The sequence below is a fragment of the Enterocloster sp. 210928-DFI.2.20 genome (assembly GCF_020554465.1).
GTDB lineage: Bacteria > Bacillota > Clostridia > Lachnospirales > Lachnospiraceae > Enterocloster > Enterocloster bolteae.
Map to the genome: position 1 here is coordinate 63,391 of NZ_JAJCHK010000009.1, position 17,567 is coordinate 80,957.

Below are 17,567 nucleotides of genomic sequence, written 5' to 3' on the forward strand. Positions count from 1 at the left end.
ACCTTTTTGATATTATACTACATATATTATATGTATTTTAATATGGTAAATCAATATGATACAATAAAAAGGCTGAGCAAACAGGAGGATTTCATTGTGAAAGAAAAGGAACGAACAGAAGCATACATTCATTATATCATGTCACTGTCAGGAGGTTTCATGGGCGCCTACGCCCTTCTTAACCGGTGCGAGATTTTCGGATCCGCCCAAACCGCCAATATGATCCACTCTATTCTGGACCTGTCATCAGGCAGTTGGACCAGCCTGCTTCTGAGGCTGGGTTCTCTTCTTATCTTTATCACAGCCATCATTGCCGCCACTCTCATTCCCCGTCTCATATCCATAGACATCCGGCTTATATGTATTCTGGCTGAGATTCCCGTGATTGCTGTCCTGGGCTTTTTTCCGGCGAACATGGACCCGCTCATGGCTCTCTATCCCGTATTTTTCATCATGGCCTTTCAATGGTGTTCCTTTACCGGCGTAAAGGGCTATGCCAGCTCCACCATATTTTCCACCAATAACCTGAGACAGTTTATTTCTTCCCTGTCAAATTATTTTGCGGACAGGAATAAAAAGCATCTGGAAAAGGCATGGGTCTACGGCTTTACCCTGTTTTTCTACCACATAGGTGTGGCCCTGTGCTGGTATTTTACTAAAATCTTTGGAATTTTCTCGGTATGGCTCAATTTCCTTCCTCTTTTGCTGGCCCTGGTGCTTGTGGAACGGGAACACATTTTCATAAATTTACGCTCCTTCTTGCAAAATACATCTGCCTGATGCTATAGTATAGAAAGGTTTTATCAGGACGATTATCAATTGAAGGAGGATTACCATGGCATCACTGCCAAGGATTGGCGAAACCATAAGCGGTTTTACCGTCACCGAACTTGGAACCATACACATGCTGGGCGCCAGGACCGTTCTGTTTAATCATGAATCAAGCGGCGCCCAGCTTTTATATATCCAGAACGATGACCGGGAACTGGGTTTTAACCTGATTTACCGGACGCCGCAGCTGGATGAACGGGATAATTCCCATATACTGGAACATCTCATTCTGTCCTCCTGCCAAAAGTATCCCAGCAGGGATATCTTCTTTGACATGGACAGCAAAAGTTATACTACCTTTATGAACGGTCTTACGGACAATACCTTCACCTGCTACCCGGTGTGCAGCCAGAGCCAGGAACAGCTGGTAAAACTGATGGATGTATTCCTGTGCTGCATGGAGGAACCGGATGCCCTGAAGGACAAACATTTTTATCTGAGGGAAGCCATACGGTATGAGCTCTCATCCCCCAGGGGCCCCCTTACCATGCAGGGCACGGTGCTCAGCGAGGACTGGGGCCATCTGACCGACATCCTGGAAAATGCAGACAGCGCCATGTCCCATACCCTTTACCAGGACACGCGCACCGCCAACCTGCTGGGGCGGGCCCACCTGCATTACAGGGAACTGTCCTATGAGCAGGCCAGGGAAACCTTTGAGCGGTGCTACAGCTACTCCAACTGTCTGATTACCCTATATGGAAATATGGATTACAGGTCCGTACTGCATTTTCTGGACAGAGAGCATCTCTCCAGAGCGGCGTCAAAAGGCCGCAGCCTCCTCGGTGAGTTTGAAGAACCGGTAAAACCAGGTTTTCGCACCTGCACAGCACAGAGTCCCGCTTACCAGGGCAGTCCCTCGGAACACGCCTCTGTCATGGACTACGGTATCGACCTGTCGGACTGTACAAAAGAGGAACTCATATACTGGGACTTGTTTGCGGATATCCTGGATAACGATACCTCTCCCTGGCACAGGTATGCCAGGGAAATGGGAATCAACCATGTGATGGAAGTCTATCTGGATACTCTGCTGCCCCATCCCTCCCTAAAATTCCGCCTGCGCAACGGGGATTCCTGTCTGAAGGAGGCCTTTTTAGGCTCTATCAAAAAAGCCCTGGAGGATATAAGCCGCAATGGGCTGTCCCCAAAGCTGTACCGGGCTTCCATGAAGGAAAACCGCCTCTCCGACTCCCTTACCCGGGAAGCCCCCCATCTGGGCTTTAACCTGTCTGAGGAAATCGGGCGTTACTGGAGCATTACAGGCCGGACCGACTATTTTCAGCTTTATGAGGAAGCCTTCCGGCGCTTTGAGGAAGATTCCGGCCAGTCCATCATAAAGAAGCTGGCTGCCTCTGCCCTTCAACCGGCAGCCAGCGCCCTTGTCGTAACCGAACCAGTTCCGGGTCTGGCAGAGCAGATGGAGGAGGAAAAGGAGCAATACCTTAAGGAAAAACTGGCTTCCATGACTGCGGCTGAGCAAAAACAGCTGATAGAACAAACAGCTGCTTTCCATGACTGGAATTCCAGGGAGCGTAGCAATATGGACTTTCTCATAGGGCCCGGGGAGCTTCCTGAGCCGTCTGAATCATGTCCGTTTACCAAGAGACAGTGGGGAACCATCACATGCTACACATCTCCCGCCCCCTCACGGGACGTGGGCAGCTACCAGCTCTACTTTGACATTAGCGGCATAGAAAAGGACGACCTTAATTACCTCACCCTCTATCAGATGCTTCTCACAGAACTGGACACAAAGCGGTTTACGGTGGAACAGCAGAAGAACCTGGAGCAGGAATACCTTCATGACTGTACCTTTGACGAGCTGTACCCCCCAAAGGAGGCAGGGGCTCTGAACCATCCCATGATGAGTGTATTCTGGTACGGACTGACCGGGGACTTTGAGGTGGGACTGGATTTTCTTCTGGATGTAATGGGCGGCGGGGACTACAGCGACACGGATACCATCATACAGGTCCTGGAAAAGTATCTGCCTGACTACGACCAGTCCAAGGTGGACAATGCCTCTGCCCTGGCCTTCAGCCTGTCCGAAGGCTATATGAGGCAGGAATGCAGGTTCCGCAATATGTTAAACAGCCAGGAAAATTACTATTTTCTGAAGGATGTCCTGAATCGGTTAAAGGAAGATCCTGATTTCGGGGCTGCGGCAGCTGCCAGACTTGAAACCATTTCCCATACCATATTAAACCGCCGGGGTCTGGTATTCCTGGCAGCCGCCTCACCGGATGTATTAGGTACTCTGGAACAGACTGCCGTGGATATACTTGGGAGACTTCCCGGTTTTAAGGAAGGGCACAGCTCTCCTGCTCCGGCCGTCTGGCTCCCGGACCAGAGACAAAAACTGGCCGTGTGCGTGGAAGCCTCCTGCCAGGAGACACGGCTCATGGGAGATTTCCATGGAAATCCCGGCTTTAAGGGGCGTTATCTTCCCTTTCTCATGGCGGCGGCAGATAAATACTTAAAACCTGCCATCCGCTACCAGGGCGGCGCCTATGACAGCGGTATTGATTTTTATATTCCTGCGGGCTATTTCTCCCTCTGGAGTACCGCTGACCCGGAAGTCAGGAGTACGATAAAGCTGTTCCTGGCAACCGGCGCACAGCTCATGGAACTGCCGCTGACCCATGAAGAACTGGACGGCTACATCCTGAACGCCTATGCCCAGGCCCTTCCGCCCTCCGGAACCTTAAGCACCCGCATGCGGCACATGCGCAGGGACATGGTGAACATGGATACCCGCAAAATAAACGAAATGATTTCAGACATCAGGAACGCGGCCCTCTGCCACCAGAAAGAAGCCGCCCTGGTCATTGATAGGATATTGGGGCGCAGCGCCATTGTCACAGTGGGAAATGAGAAGTGTATCATGAGGGATAAGGATGTGTTTGACCAGGTTTTGATTTATCATACAGATTATGTGTAAATGGCCGGGACGGGATAAGCGGCCATGAAAACGTGTCTTTCATTGTGTTTTTCTCTTTTGCAGACAAAAACGGGCTAATGCACTAAAGCGTTAGCCCTTTCTTGCTTTCGGTTATCTCATTTCATGTTTCCAATACTTTTAAATTCGCCTAATCCGCTTTCTATGACTTCACCAGAAATCCTCCGTCTACAGGGATAACTGCGCCGTTTAAATAGTCGCTGGCAGAGGAAGCCAAAAACAGTATGGGACCCTTTAAGTCCTCGGGTCTGCCCCACCGGCCTGCGGCAATCCGCTTTGTACATTCGTCCTTGCGCTCCTGGCTCATATTAGCACACATCTCCGTATCCATATAGCCTGGGGCGATCACATTGCAGCAAATGCTGTGATCCGCGCAGTCGGAGGCAATACTCTTGGAAAGCTGAGTCACAGCTCCTTTTGCCGCAGAATATGCCGGCACGGTAGTTCCGCCAAAGAAGGAATTCATCGAACCGATGTTGATGATCTTGCCTACGGTGTCCTTGTCCCGCATGACCTGAATGGCCCGCTGGCACATAAACCACACATGATTTAAGTCCACATTAATCACCAGGTTCCACATCTCCTCCGGAAACTCCCATGGCTCATATCGTCTCTGGATGCCTGCGGCCGGAATCATAACATCCAGCTTACCTCCCAGCAGTTCCATAGCCTCATCGAACATCCGGTCCAGTTCTGCTTTTTTGGACAGGTCGCCGGCTACGCCGTGGGCCTTATATCCTTTCTTACAGTATTCTTCCACCGCCTGTTCCAGCTTCTCCTTCTGGAGATCCATCAAAACCACCTCGGCTCCGTTTTCCAAAAGCCCTTCTGCCATACCTCTGGACAGGCCCTGTGCCCCGCCGGTGACAATGCACTTCTTTCCCTGGACACTGAATTTTTCCTTATAGTCGTATACCATTTTCTTTACACTCCTCATCAATTATAATCTATATTCTCACGGCGTCTGGAGGCTTCCGTCCCGGTTTCTGGTTTGGGTCCACCTGGTCACCGTGTTCTCGCAAGGGTACTTAGCTGCCTCCCGTTCATTGATGTCCACCCCCAGACCAGGCCTTTCGTTAGGATACACGTAGCCGTCCCTAAATTCCGGAAGCCCGGGAAACACCTCCAAAAGCGCACCTTTCGGACCCTTTAAATCCTGGATCACAAAGTTGGGCGGCTCAATGCCAGACCACTCCTGAACCCCGAAATTCCTAGCCGCCAGATCGATATGGACATTGGCCGCATGTGCGATAGGGGACATATCTCCAGGACCATGCCAGGCAGTCCGGACTCCGTACTGCTCCGCAAACATCTGGAGCTTGCGCGCAGGCGTGATGCCTCCGATCTGGCTTATATGCACCCGGATGTAATCGATCAAATGCCCGCTAATCAAATCCCGCCAGTCAATAGAGCGGTTGAACAGCTCCCCTTGTGCAATGGGTACCCCACTATGGCACCGGATTTCCCGCAGCCACTTGGTTTGCTCCGCACACACCGGATCCTCTAAAAACAGCAGGTCAAAGGGTTCCAGCTCCCTGGCCAGTTTCACTGCTTCCGGCGGTGCCACCCGCTCATGGACATCGTGAATCAGCTTGACGTCATACCCGATTTTGTCCCGGATTCCCGCAAACAGCTTTACCGTGTCCCGCACATAGCGGGCCCCATCCAGGTAAACTCCTGGCAGAGCACCTTGGGGGGCGGCTTCAGGAATCACACCGTAACGTTCTCCTCCGTATCCCCTGCACTGGCAGCGGATATTCTGGATACCCAGTTCCCGGTACCTCTCAATATTTTCGCACAGCTCCTCCAAATCCCTTCCATCCGCGTGGCGGTAGACAGGCACTCCCTCGCGCACCCTGCCGCCAAACAGCTGATACAGAGGCATACCAGCCAATTTTCCCTTAATATCCCAAAGGGCCATATCAATTCCCGAGATCGCGTTGTTTTCAATGGGACCTCCCCGCCAGTATCCATTCTGATACATCAGCTGCCATAGTTCCTCTATATCTTCCGCATTTCTTCCCTTTAAAAGCGGCGTCAGATACTCTTCCACCACCAGCTTCACCGCCAGATGCCGATAGGAAAAGGTTCCGCAGCCCAGGCCGTAAAGGCCCGGCACATTGGTGTCCACCCGCACGGCCAGAAGGTTAATCCCCTCTGGTGCCGTACAGATAACTCTGATATTCTCAATTGTCACTGCCACTGTGCTTTCTCCTTATGCCTGATAAGTCTCTAACGCCGTGATAGCCTCCCGGATCATCTCCTTTGTTACCGGATACGGCGTATGCTTTAACTCCTGATTCTCCATCGTCACCTTCAACACATCCTCCAGCGGATCGGTGGGATCCAGCTCCAGATCTCCCAAGCAGACAGGCAGCTTAATAGCTTTGCTAAGCCGCCAGGCCCTGCTAAGCTTTTCCCAGTCATGGTCTGCCATGAGGTTGACCAGCATTCCATAGGCGACCACCTCTCCATGGAGATGCCGCTCCTCGATACACTTACGGCTGGTCATGCCATAAAACAGGGCGTGGGCGATACCGCCGTTGTAATCCGGATGGGCAGATACAGAAACAATACCCGGGGATATAATGATATTTAAAATCGTCTCCTCCAGCTCCCGGCTGATCACTCCTTTTGCGGCATCCTCCATGGCCTTCTCCGCCTTCTCCAGCATAGGATAAAAGCACATACTGCCTGCTGTAATTCCCAGAGCACTGCCATAATCCAGGGCTTCCCCAGCCTTGGCAGACCAGGCGGACTCCACGTGCTTTGCCATAGCGTCTCCGATGCCTGCCCAGAGGTAACGCACCGGCGCCGCCAGGGTCAGCTTGGGGTTGATAAAGCAGTGTACAGGAACATTTTTCAGCTTGAGAATCTCCCGGAAGGATCCGTCCTCATGGTAGAGGATGCTGATCTGCGTGATAGGCGCACAGTTGGAGGCAATGGAGGGTATTGTGTAGACCGGCTTACTCAGCCTGTCACCCACCACTTTTACCGTGTCAATACACTTGCCTCCTCCCACAGCCAGGATTACATCCGCCTCCTGGACTGCTGGTTCCCTCTCCAGCCGCTTCACATTTTCCCAAGTTGCGTCCTTTCCGTAAACCACCGCCCCTGTCACAATAATCTCTGCCTGCTCCAAGGACGGGAGCACATAATCTTTTGAAGCCTCCCATGCCTGTTTGCCGCATATAACGGCCGCTTTCCTCCCCCTGCCTATACGCTCCGGAAAAGTCCCAAAGGCATCCTCGCCCATCGTAAACTGGGGGAGATAAATGGAATGATATTGATTCATGGTCTTTTCACCTTTCTTGTTTCAGTTCATCTGTTCCCGACTGGGATCCAATACCGCCAGATCGTAACCGCGGCTCTCATGTGAGTGGGCTGCCAGTACCCAAAAATAAGCATTCCGTGTCCCCGGGGAAGCCACCGTAGGATGATAGCCCCTGGGTGCCAGCACCATGCTTCCGCTCTTCACCGGATGTGCAACGATATTATCTACATCCCCCGGGGCGGTGTAGCTTAGGTGCAGCCCAAAATGAGGCTCATCCATGTCAAAATAGCAGTAAATCTCCTCTAAGTCTGCCTCATGCTGGTGGGGCGGCCAACTGGTCCAGGCACCGTTGCCTCCCCAGGTCAGCCCGGCAATCAGGCGGGAAGCCTGAATCTCCTGGTTGAGCGTCATAAAAACCTCTCTCTGCCCCACGCCCTTTCCGTGAATCTGATGAATCTCACCCAAAGGCAGATGCAGATTAAAAGCACGGAAAAACGGTGTTCCATAGCCCTCATCCACGGAGGCCCCGATGTAAAAAACACAGTCTGCCTCTGCCTCGATGGCCACACTGTTTCCTCCCGCCGTGTAGAAGGAGTCAAGCCGGCCGCAGTGATATTGATGGCCAGCCAGCTCCAGTCCAGCCGCTCCCTTAATGCATACACCGTTCATCTCCTCGCCGCCAGGCTTCAGTTCATAACGCTGGCCTGCCGCCAGGTTCAGCCGGTACATTACCGCCACTTGACAGTCCTCCCTGCCAGGTACGATCACTTTATGAAATCCATATTCCTCAGGGGAAACGATTTTCCACTTTTCCATCCGTTCCCTTGTCACAACTCCCTGTACCATAATCAAACCTCCTTAGGTGAGAAACGTACAAAACCATTCTGAAAAGACACACAGAAAAAATACTCCTACATAGCCAACCAAAAATGGAATCTCCGCCTTTGCGATCTCTCCCATCTTCAGCTTTGACACTGTGGCCGCCGAGTAGATGTTCACCGCTACCGGAGGCGTCATAGTTCCCACTACATTGGAAATACACACAATCATTCCAAAATGCACTACATTGATGCCCATGCTCTGAGCGATAGGCCACAATACCGGAACTAACAAAACAGCTATGGCTGTCCCCTCCATAAAGGTTCCGAAAATCAGAAGAATCACTGCTACCACCAGGCAGAACATTGTTGCATTTAAATTCATGCCAATCACCGTATCCACCAGGGCCTTGGAAGCGCCAGAGATTGTGAACACCCACGAGAAGGCTGTGGACGCAGCGATGATGAACAGGATCATAGCAGAACTCTTGGCAGAGTCCTTGATGATTTGGATTGTATCCGGCAGATTCAGCTCACGGTAGATAAAAGCTCCGGCAATAGCTGCCCATACAACAGCCACCGCAGCGCTTTCCGTGGCAGTCAACATACCGGAATAGATTCCTCCCAGAATAATAATGGGTGTAAGCAGCGCTGGAATGGCGTCCAGAAAAACCTTCACCACCTCGGCGGGCGTGCGCTTCACATTCTGTTTCGGCCACTTTTCCTTATGGGCAAACCACAGTACCTCCACCATCAGTACCAGCATAATCACAATACCAATCATCATCCCCTGCTTGAACATATTTCCAACAGAGGCACCGGTCAGCGTACAGTAAATCACCATTATAATAGATGGCGGGATGATGGGCCCAAGCCCACCGGACACTACCAGAAGTCCTGCGGTCCGCGGCCCTGGATAACCCTTTTTGATCATATCCCCGTAGAGCATGGTTCCGATGGCAATGACCGTTGCAGGGGCTGATCCAGATAAGGCAGCAAAGAATGCACAGGCCAGTACCAGCGCCAGGCTCATACCGCCTCTCACGTTGCCCACCAGGCAGTCCGCAAAATCTACAATCCGCCTGGAAATCCCCCCCTTCGTCATAAGATTGCCAGCCAGTACAAAAAATGCAATGGCCATGATAGAGCTGGACTGCAGCCCGCCAAAGATCCTTTGGGCGATAGCCGTGGAGGAGGCCGGAAGGCCCCCGAACACCACGGCCGCCAGTGAGGCCACACTCAAGGAGATGGACACCGGTACCCCGATTACCAGGCAAAGAATAAAAATCAAAAATAAAATCAATCCTGCATTCATGTCCTGTTTCCCTCTTTCTTTCCGAATTCTGCAATCTGCTGTACCAGCGTAATGGTCTGAATGACGAAGATAAGTCCGAAGGCCAGTACCAGCGAGAAATACATCAGAGACATGGGAAGCTTCATCACAGGCGTAGTTTGGCCGGCTTGAAGCTGCTTTAAGACCAGGGCCCCTCCCGCTTTAATCATGATAAAAGCAAATCCCACCAGAATCACCTGCCGGATAAGATCCACAATCTTGCGGGGCACACCGTGTAGTTTGTCCACCACGGCAGTCACCGCTACCTGGGTGCCATCTCTTAGACCCACCTCTGTTCCCAGCAGCGCCATATAGGTCATACTGTATATGGCTATCTCTTCTGTCCAGGGCATGGAGGCCTGGATAAAATTCCGATTCAGCACAGAAATGAAATAGGAAGCGACCATGGCCACAAAAGCAGCGACCATGACTGCATACTCTGCCGATGTAACGCATGACAGAAGCTTTTTCATAAATTTCATACGAATCCTCTCCTCTGTTTCTACTGTACCGCACTCTTGGCTGCGTCGACAGCTGCTGCCCATTTCTCGTCGTAGGAAGCACCATTCTTTTCCTGGGCCGCCTGATACTCTGCCTTTAATGCCTCGGTATCAATATCATAGAAGGTCACACCTGCACCCTCTAAATTTTCCACTGCCTCTGCATTAGCCTCATTCAGGTAGGTCCACTGGGCCTTGCACCCCTCCTGCACCGCATTGACAAAGGGCTCTCTCATATCTTCAGGAATCTTGTTCCAGGCATTGTCGCTCATACAGATCGGAATGTAGACAAAGCAGTGCTTTGTATTCGTGATTGAATTCACTCCTGCCTCATAATACTTATTAATCCAGCAGTTAGATACTGCATTCTCACAGGCATCAATGGTTCCCTGCTGAAGCGCTGTGAACTGCTCGGAGGCAGAGATGGCCACCGGATTAGCCCCAAAGGCAGTAAATGCCGCCAGCTGGCCCTCGTTCTGCATCACCCGGATTTTTACACCCTTAAAATCTGCCGGGGTCTGAATTGGTTTCTTAGAGAACACATCCCGAAATCCTGACTCTAAATAGCCAATGACGTGAAGGCCATGCTTTTCCGCCTCGGCAGAAATCAGATCTCCCAGCTCATTCTGCACCGCGTAATTAGCCTGGTCTGCGCTGTCCCAGAGAAAGGCCTGGTCTAAAATAGACATTTCTGGAATATAGTTGGCCAAAACCGAATTAGCGCAGGTAGCGATGTCCAGATCGCCCTGGATCGCCATATCCAGGGTATCTGCCTCTCCACCCAGAACGCCGCCTGCCTGGATGGTAAGCTGGATTTTTCCTTCCGTGGCCTCATTCACCAGCTCGGCAATCTTTTCTGCTCCCTTGTAATAATTCGACTGGGAATTATCCACCAATGCCATTGTGAAATTCAGAGATTCTTCATTGGCAGCAGCTTCCGTCTCGCTGTTTCCCGAAACGCTTCCCTTTGCCTCTGTTTGTCCGCTGCCGGACGAGCCGCAGGCCATAAGCCCAAGAGCTGTCAGTACCGCAATTCCTGATAATAAATACGTTCTTTTCAACACACTGATTTCCCTCCGTTTTCTAAATTGTTCTGTAAACAAAAAAAATATATCCGACGAATGCAGTGTAGCACATCGGATATATTTTGTCGATATGTTGGATTTTGTTTCTATATTTGCAGATATTTATTGTGTATATTGTACAATATTTTTAAAAGTCATTCGATGACTTTCCCGCCTTCTGCTGTTCAATCTCCTCAATAATCTTTCTTCGGGTACTGTTTAAGTGATCGATCATACTGTAACGGGCTCCACTGGCATCTCCCCGTTCGATAGACTCCGAAATCATATGATGGAATTTCACCGTCTGATTTGCCAGCTCGTCATTTGTGACCTTGCAGAACAGAGGGATTCCCTTGACTACAATCTCCATCAGCTTGCAGGCAATCTCATTCTTAGAACACCTGGCAATCTGAAGATGGAACTCTATATCCTTCTCATAATGGGATTCCTGCATCTGGATCTGCCAGCGCACCTCTGCCTCCAGCTCCATCAGTTTCCGGCAGTCCTCATAAGTCGCGTTGGTAGCTGCCAGGGCAGCGATATCCGGTTCCAGCATCAGCCTTACTTCTGAAAATTCCAGCGCTTTATTTGGCAGCTCTTCCGGCAAAAATGCTCCCAAAAGGTTTGGCGTCTCTCCCCCGCTGATCTCAATGGGCTTTTGCTTCTGCCTCAAAAGATAGGTGCCGCTGCCCTGAACAACCTCCACCAACCCTTCAAACCGCAGCAGTTTTACCGCGTCCCGGACAGTCCCTCTGCCAACCTCGCAGTATTCGGCCATCTGCAGCTCATTTGGAAGCCTATCGCCCGCCTTCATTTCATTCTCAATAATATACTGCCGTATCTTCACGGCCACCCGCTCCGAGAGCGTCTCTGTCTTTTGTCTCACCCAGACACCGCCTTTTTCCATCATGTTTTCTGTCAGTATACAATACCGCCGGGGTTCTGCAGGTGCAGGCACATTCAATCATCCAATCCCGCCATACACAATTCCCAGTATGAACACTATCACGGCCAGCGGCACATAGACATACCTGGCTAAAGGTCCGAAGAACTCTCCCAAAGGCTTTTTCCTGCCTTCCTCCAGTTCCTCCCGTATCTCCTTATATCCCAGAATATAATAAATGGATACAGCCCCCAGCACTGCGCCGAAGGGCACCACAATAATGGTGATGAAATCCATCCACGAACCCACCTTAGGCTCTGACTCCAGAAAAATACCCACTAACAGGGCAATGCCGCTGCACAGGGCCACGGCCGCTTTCCTGGGAAGCTTAAACCGGTTCTGCCATGACTCGCTTACTGCCTCAAACATATTAATTAAGCTGGTGATGCCCGCAAAAGCCACGGACAGGAAGAATATCACTGCGAACAGCCTTCCCATAGGCATCTGCCGGAAAATCTCAGGCAGGGTGATAAACATAAGGGGCGGGCCTGCGTTTGGCTCAATGCCGAATGCAAATACAGCAGGCATAATGGCAAGGGCAGCCATCATGGCAGCCACCGTATCAAAAAAAGCAGTGCGGATGGATGCCTTGGGTATATCCTCTGTCTTGGCCAGATAGGTGCCGTACACAATCATTCCCGAGCCCGTGATGGACAGTGAGAAAAATGCCTGTCCCATTGCCATGACCCAGGTATCCACCTTTAATAAATCACTCCAGTCCGGGGCAAAGAGGAATTTATATCCTTCTGCCGCCCCCGGCAGGAAGGCCACACGGATGGCCAGTATTGCAAACAATACAAAAAAGGAAGGCATCAGGACCTTATTAATCTTCTCAATACCCTTGGTTGCCCCAAACATAAGGATGCCGGCCGCAGTCACCACCACCAGGACATGCCAGGGAACACTTCCGAACTCACCTGTGGCCTGGCTGAAATAGGCCGCTGCATCCGCTGTAAGGATAGCCCCTGTTACAGATCCTGCCAGGGCTCTTACCACCCAGCCCACGATAATGGCATACCCAATGGCGATACCTAAAGAACCCAGAAGAGGAATCCAGCCCAGGAAATACCCCAGCCTGCCCTTTTCTATTTTTTTCCAGCAATATTCATAGGCGCCCAGGGTTCCGGTCCTGGCCCGGCGTCCAATGGCAAACTCAGCCGACAGCCCTACCAGGCCGAATAATACAATGAATAGAATATAGGGCACCAGAAACGCGCCGCCGCCGTATTGCCCTACGCGGTACGGAAACATCCAGATATTGCCCATTCCCACTGCGGAACCCACACAGGCCAGCACAAATCCCAGGCTGCTTCCAAAGCCGCCGTTCTGGTGCACGGCTGCCGGTGAGGAATCCGTTTTTTTCTGCTTGTTCATAACTTCTCCTTTATGACATACATTTAGACGGCCTGCGGTCCTGCATGAAAATGAAACAGGACTGCCTGTAACGCCATCTTTAATATACTACCCCATTTACACCATTTAGTCAAAGTTTTAAAGCAAAAAAGCGGCAATTAGAAAAATCCGAAAAGCAATCCACAAAGAACCGGCATCTGTTATAACATATCGACCACATCATAGCTGCTTCCGTTCCACACTGCCGGACGCACCTGCCTGGTCTTAAGCTGTTCCACAAAATCCTTCAGACAGTCTACCTTCTCCGGCAGCCATGTGGCATACTTTCCAATCTGGCCCATGGTGTGGGCATCGCTGGCCCCTATGGTCTTAAGCCCTAATTCCCGGCAGTAAGTAAATGCCCTGCGGTTGGCCTCCAGGGCCGTACTGCCGTTTAACACCTCCACCCCGTGGAGCCCTTTGACCGCGCGGAGATTTTCCTCCAGACCGCGGTTATTGTTCCGGAAAGGGTGGCAGGAGACACAGAAACCGCCGGCCTCATTTACATGGTTTATAAAATCCTGGGCATCCACCCGGCAGCCGGGATAATCTTCAATCCCCCACGCCGTGATATCCCCTTGAAGGGAAAAGAACTCAATACCCACAAAAATGGGAAAACCGGTCCTGTCTGAATACTCTGCCGCATATTCCCTGAGTCCCATGCTGTCATGGTCCGTGATGCAGACAGCGTCCAGCCCCCTGCCCCGCGCTGTGGTCACAATTTCCTCCAGGCTTATTTTGCTGTCCGATGAATAAGTACACTCATGAAGATGCATGTCAACCAGCATTTAGGTTCCTCCTATCTCTTGATAATTTTAAGCAGCCTGCCGTCCTCTGTCCATACCAGGCTCTCCAGATCCATGAATTCAGCCACAAACGGGCTGGCCGGCTTCCGGCAAAGGTCCAGGGGCGCGTCATTCTGGACCAGCTCGCCCTGGTCCATGATAGCGATACGGTCAGCCAGGATAATGGCCTCCTCCTGGTCGTGGGTGACGAACACCATGGTCAGCCCCAGGTCTTTCTGGAGCCGTTTCAATTCATAGCGCATCCTGGTGCGCAGGGCAGCGTCCAGGTTGCAGAAGGGTTCATCCAGAAGGCACAGCTTAGGCTCCACAATCAGCGCCCTGGCAAGGGCCACCCTCTGCTGCTGTCCTCCGCTGATTTCCTGGATATAGGCCGAGGCATAATCTCCAAGCCCCACCATCTCAAGATAACGCATCCCCTTCTGCCGGGCCTGTTCCCGCTTCACTCCCCGGAATTTCAAGCCGTAAACCACATTCTGGAGCACTGTCATGTGGGGAAACAGGCCGTAGGACTGGAAGACGGTTGTCACAGGCCTCTGTTCCGGAGGGATACGGGTGATGTCCTGGCCATCCAGCCGCACGCTGCCGCTGTCCGGCTCCAGGAAGCCTCCTATCATATTGAGGGTCGTTGTCTTCCCGCACCCTGACGCCCCAAGGATGCACAGAAGCTGGCCCTGTTCCAGGGTAAGGGATAAATCCCGCACCACTTCCCTGCCGTCAAAGTGTTTTTTCAAATGGTCAAGTTCAAGATACACGTCGCTTACCTGCCTTCCATGTTATTAAATAAGCCATGCCTTCCACTGCCAGCACCACCAGGATGATGCTGGTGGCTATCAGGGAGGCCAAGGCGTAGTCTCCGGTATAAACCGCATCAAAAAGCTTGAACACTGCCAGCTTGCGGCCCGGATCTATGAGGAACAGGATGGCTCCGGCCGTAGTCATGCTGCTGGAAAAGTTATACACAAAACAGCTGAGAAAGGCCGGTCTGAGACCGGGCAGTATTACGGTCTTCAGCACCGACATCTGCCCCCCGCCCAGGTCCCGCACTGCTTTTTCCTGTGCTCTGGGCACCTGGGTCAGGGTGGCCGAACATATCTTTGTGGCCGTGGGAAGCTGCTTGAAAAGCATGTTGGAAATAACAATCAGGGCAGTGCCTGTCAGCTTTAAGGGCGGAGAATTAAAGGCCAGGATATAGCCGATTCCAAAGCAGGTTCCCGGCAGCATATAGGGCAGCGTAACCAGACAGTCAAAGAAATTCCGGCCCGGAATCTGTCTCCGCTCCATGTAATAGGCGAACAGCATGGCAAAGAGGGTTCCGGCCAGGGATACAATGAGCGCATATGCCACGCTGCGCCCCATGGTGTCCAGGTCAAAACGGACCATCTGTTCCAGATACCGGGTGGTAAAGGAATACACACCTCTGGTGCTTTTGAGGAAACCGGATATGAATATACATCCGTACTGCAGAGCCATCATAAAAAAGAACAGTATGCTTCCCAGGTTTGCCAGAATCCCGGCCGCCCCGCATTTTCCCAGTGAAAGGGCCAGGGGCTCCTGTCTCCCCCTGCTTCCCTCTGTCAGCATATCCGAACGTTTCATCAGTTTCCGGTAGAGGAAAAACGCAGCTATGGAGGGAAGCATCAGAACCATATTCATGGCGGAGGCCTTCTCCAGATTAGAGTATCCCACCAGCTGGAGATATATCTCTGACGCAATAGTGCTGAACCTTCCGCCGATGATGACCGGAGTCCCAAAATCTGCCAGGGAACGGACAAAGGAAAGGAGCAGGGCCACCCAGATCCCCGGCCGTATAAGAGGCAGTACAATGTCCCCCAAAATGGCCTTGGGGCTGGCTCCCAGATCCCTGGCTGCCCGTATGCTGTCTCCATCCAGTTTGGTCAGGATTCCCCCCAGGAACAAGGCATTTAAAGGCACAAAGGAAAGGCTCTGCATCAGGATAACTCCCCAGCAGTTATAGGGATCCCAGCTCAGCCCCAGCAGCCGGTACGTAATCCATCCCCGGCGTCCATAGAGCTGTATATAGGCCAGGGAGGATACAAAGGGAGGGGAGACCATGGTAATCAGCAGAAGCGCCATGCAGAGCATCCTGGCAGCTCCCCGTCTTGTGGCAAGGAACAGGGCTGCCGCCGTGGAAAAGGCAGTGCACAGCAGGGATGCGCAGACACCCACGAACACACTGTTCCAGAGATTTCCCCTGTACTGGTTCCAGACAGCAGCATATGCGTCATAGCTTATGCCCTTTCCGTCCCACAGACTCCGTATCAGGATGCAGAGCATGGGCCAGAACACAAACAGGAAAACGCTGGCCAGCAGAACTGCCAGCAGCACTTTATCCGCCCCATATCCTGCAATGCCAAAAAGGACATCTTTCGATGCCCTTTTGCCATACATGTCTCCATGCATGTTTCCGTGTTTATTTGTATTCATATCTCTATGGATGCTGTCAAACCTATTCATCTGCTGCCTTATCTCCCATCAGCGCCTCAAAATGCTCCAGGATTTCCGTACGCTTTTCACCGAACAGGGACAGGTCCTCCTTCATCAGCATGCCGGTGTCATATCCCAGGTCCAGTCCTTCCAGGGACGGCTTGATGGTCTTTACGCTGTTCTTCTGGTCAATCTCTGCCAGCATCTGGAGATTCTCGTCACTGCTGAACAGCCACTCTATAAAGTACTTGGCCGCGTCTGTATTCTCTGCATTCTTAAATGCCGCCACTCCCTCGGGAACCCATGGAATACCATCCGCCGGGTAAACGATGGACACATCATACTCGTCTAACAGGGACTCGATGGTGCCGTCGATGTATGTGATTCCGATGGCATATTCATCGGTGGTCACCTTATTCTTAGGATCGGATCCGCGTTTTGCATAGTAAGCTATATTCTTATTCAGACCTTCAAAATAGGACCAGCCATCCTCTTCGCCCTTAGCCTGAAGCAGGGCATTGACCACAGCATAGTTGGTTCCTGATACAGCCGGGTTGGACATGATGATTTCGCCTTCATATTCTGCCTTTAACAAATCATCCCAGCTGGCAGGTGCCTCTATATTAAGCTCCTCCATGAGGCCGTCGTTGAGCAGAAAGCCTACGATGGTGATTCCCTTGGAATACCAGTAGCCCTCCGGGTCCTTAAAGTCCTCTGCCAGGTCCCCAGAAGCGTCAAAGGTAACCTGTTCTAACAGTCCGTCATCCTTCGCGCTCATGAATGCGTCAATGCCGCCTCCAAACCATAAATCGGCAGATGGTGTGCCGCCCTCCGCACGGAGCTTGGAGAGCACCTCTCCTGAGGACATGGACAGTAGCTCAACCTTAACACCGGTATCCTCTGTGAATTTGTCAAACAATGTTACATAATTCTCGCTGGTGGCCACTACCTTCATGGTGCCGGACAGAGCCGGTGCTTCTGCCTTAGATTCTGCATTGGTTTCTGCCTTAGTCTCCCCCTGGCTCCGGACTTCAGTTTCCTGGGCTGCGGTGGTTTCCCCGGTCTGGGATTCGGCAGGAGCCCCTGCAGTATTATTGCCTGTGCCATTGCTGCTGCCGCAGGCTGCCAGGGCCGGTACCATGGTAAGCGCCATTAACAGGGCAACTATTTTCTTTCTCATCTGTGGTCGTATCCTTTCT

At 51.8% G+C, this 17,567-nt stretch carries 15 protein-coding genes; 2 read left to right on the forward strand and 13 right to left on the reverse strand.

Translation table 11 applies throughout. From position 1 onward, the window contains the following. The first annotated feature begins 96 nt into the window (after nucleotides 1–96). On the forward strand, nucleotides 97–780 hold the full coding sequence (locus LI015_RS10425; RefSeq protein ID WP_002569056.1) for a YoaK family protein: 684 nt from the start codon (nucleotides 97–99) through the stop codon (nucleotides 778–780). A 55-nt stretch (nucleotides 781–835) separates the two neighbouring features. After that, nucleotides 836–3,775 carry a peptidase M16 gene (locus LI015_RS10430; protein WP_227124908.1) on the forward strand — a complete coding sequence of 980 codons (2,940 nt, stop codon included), beginning with the start codon at nucleotides 836–838 and terminating at the stop codon, nucleotides 3,773–3,775. Nucleotides 3,776–3,935: 160 nt separating this feature from the next. On the opposite strand, the gene LI015_RS10435 is transcribed toward LI015_RS10430, so the two are convergent. From LI015_RS10435 to LI015_RS10495, 13 genes are all read right to left on the reverse strand, one after another. Then, nucleotides 3,936–4,712 (reverse strand): SDR family oxidoreductase, encoded by a 777-nt coding sequence (locus tag LI015_RS10435; protein WP_002569058.1) that lies wholly within the window; start codon nucleotides 4,710–4,712, stop codon nucleotides 3,936–3,938. A gap of 36 nt (nucleotides 4,713–4,748) precedes the next feature. Further along, nucleotides 4,749–5,996, reverse strand: a complete 1,248-nt coding sequence (locus LI015_RS10440) for an enolase C-terminal domain-like protein (protein ID WP_002573009.1) — start codon at nucleotides 5,994–5,996, stop codon at nucleotides 4,749–4,751. A 12-nt stretch (nucleotides 5,997–6,008) separates the two neighbouring features. After that, on the reverse strand, nucleotides 6,009–7,088 hold the full coding sequence (locus LI015_RS10445) for an iron-containing alcohol dehydrogenase family protein (RefSeq protein ID WP_002573010.1): 1,080 nt from the start codon (nucleotides 7,086–7,088) through the stop codon (nucleotides 6,009–6,011). Between the two features lie 21 nt (nucleotides 7,089–7,109). Then, complete coding sequence (locus LI015_RS10450; RefSeq protein WP_002569061.1) at nucleotides 7,110–7,913, reverse strand: 5-deoxy-glucuronate isomerase; 804 nt, start codon at nucleotides 7,911–7,913, stop codon at nucleotides 7,110–7,112. 12 nt (nucleotides 7,914–7,925) lie between these two features. Continuing rightward, nucleotides 7,926–9,200: a TRAP transporter large permease gene (locus tag LI015_RS10455; protein WP_002569062.1), complete on the reverse strand. Its 1,275-nt coding sequence runs from the start codon at nucleotides 9,198–9,200 to the stop codon at nucleotides 7,926–7,928. After that, nucleotides 9,197–9,700: a TRAP transporter small permease gene (locus tag LI015_RS10460; protein WP_227124911.1), complete on the reverse strand. Its 504-nt coding sequence runs from the start codon at nucleotides 9,698–9,700 to the stop codon at nucleotides 9,197–9,199. The genes LI015_RS10455 and LI015_RS10460 overlap by 4 nt, the downstream gene beginning before the upstream one ends. Before the next feature lie 20 nt (nucleotides 9,701–9,720). Continuing rightward, on the reverse strand, nucleotides 9,721–10,782 hold the full coding sequence (locus LI015_RS10465) for a TRAP transporter substrate-binding protein (protein ID WP_227124913.1): 1,062 nt from the start codon (nucleotides 10,780–10,782) through the stop codon (nucleotides 9,721–9,723). Between the two features lie 148 nt (nucleotides 10,783–10,930). Then, nucleotides 10,931–11,668, reverse strand: a complete 738-nt coding sequence (locus LI015_RS10470; protein WP_002569065.1) for a FadR/GntR family transcriptional regulator — start codon at nucleotides 11,666–11,668, stop codon at nucleotides 10,931–10,933. A 78-nt stretch (nucleotides 11,669–11,746) separates the two neighbouring features. Then, nucleotides 11,747–13,099 (reverse strand): sodium-dependent transporter, encoded by a 1,353-nt coding sequence (locus tag LI015_RS10475; RefSeq protein WP_002569066.1) that lies wholly within the window; start codon nucleotides 13,097–13,099, stop codon nucleotides 11,747–11,749. Between the two features lie 179 nt (nucleotides 13,100–13,278). After that, a complete protein-coding gene (locus LI015_RS10480) occupies nucleotides 13,279–13,905 on the reverse strand; it encodes a PHP-associated domain-containing protein (protein WP_227124915.1) in 627 nt (208 codons plus the stop codon). An 11-nt stretch (nucleotides 13,906–13,916) separates the two neighbouring features. Then, a complete protein-coding gene (locus tag LI015_RS10485) occupies nucleotides 13,917–14,675 on the reverse strand; it encodes an ABC transporter ATP-binding protein (protein ID WP_002569068.1) in 759 nt (252 codons plus the stop codon). After that, nucleotides 14,665–16,398, reverse strand: coding sequence for an ABC transporter permease (locus LI015_RS10490; RefSeq protein WP_227124917.1), 1,734 nt, complete (start codon nucleotides 16,396–16,398; stop codon nucleotides 14,665–14,667). The genes LI015_RS10485 and LI015_RS10490 overlap by 11 nt, the downstream gene beginning before the upstream one ends. After that, on the reverse strand, nucleotides 16,391–17,548 hold the full coding sequence (locus LI015_RS10495) for an ABC transporter substrate-binding protein (protein ID WP_054354342.1): 1,158 nt from the start codon (nucleotides 17,546–17,548) through the stop codon (nucleotides 16,391–16,393). The genes LI015_RS10490 and LI015_RS10495 overlap by 8 nt, the downstream gene beginning before the upstream one ends. Nucleotides 17,549–17,567: the final 19 nt, after the last annotated feature.

Bases quoted from the DNA above. Each gene is read 5' to 3' on its own strand.
- LI015_RS10445 (WP_002573010.1), bottom strand. From the start codon at position 7,088: ATGAATCAATATCATTCCATTTATCTCCCCCAGTTTACGATGGGCGAG.
- LI015_RS10455 (WP_002569062.1), bottom strand. From the start codon at position 9,200: ATGAATGCAGGATTGATTTTATTTTTGATTTTTATTCTTTGCCTGGTA.
- LI015_RS10430 (WP_227124908.1), top strand. From the start codon at position 836: ATGGCATCACTGCCAAGGATTGGCGAAACCATAAGCGGTTTTACCGTC.
- LI015_RS10480 (WP_227124915.1), bottom strand. From the start codon at position 13,905: ATGCTGGTTGACATGCATCTTCATGAGTGTACTTATTCATCGGACAGC.
- LI015_RS10475 (WP_002569066.1), bottom strand. From the start codon at position 13,099: ATGAACAAGCAGAAAAAAACGGATTCCTCACCGGCAGCCGTGCACCAG.
- LI015_RS10460 (WP_227124911.1), bottom strand. From the start codon at position 9,700: ATGAAATTTATGAAAAAGCTTCTGTCATGCGTTACATCGGCAGAGTAT.
- LI015_RS10450 (WP_002569061.1), bottom strand. From the start codon at position 7,913: ATGGTACAGGGAGTTGTGACAAGGGAACGGATGGAAAAGTGGAAAATC.
- LI015_RS10435 (WP_002569058.1), bottom strand. From the start codon at position 4,712: ATGGTATACGACTATAAGGAAAAATTCAGTGTCCAGGGAAAGAAGTGC.
- LI015_RS10495 (WP_054354342.1), bottom strand. From the start codon at position 17,548: ATGAGAAAGAAAATAGTTGCCCTGTTAATGGCGCTTACCATGGTACCG.
- LI015_RS10490 (WP_227124917.1), bottom strand. From the start codon at position 16,398: ATGAATAGGTTTGACAGCATCCATAGAGATATGAATACAAATAAACAC.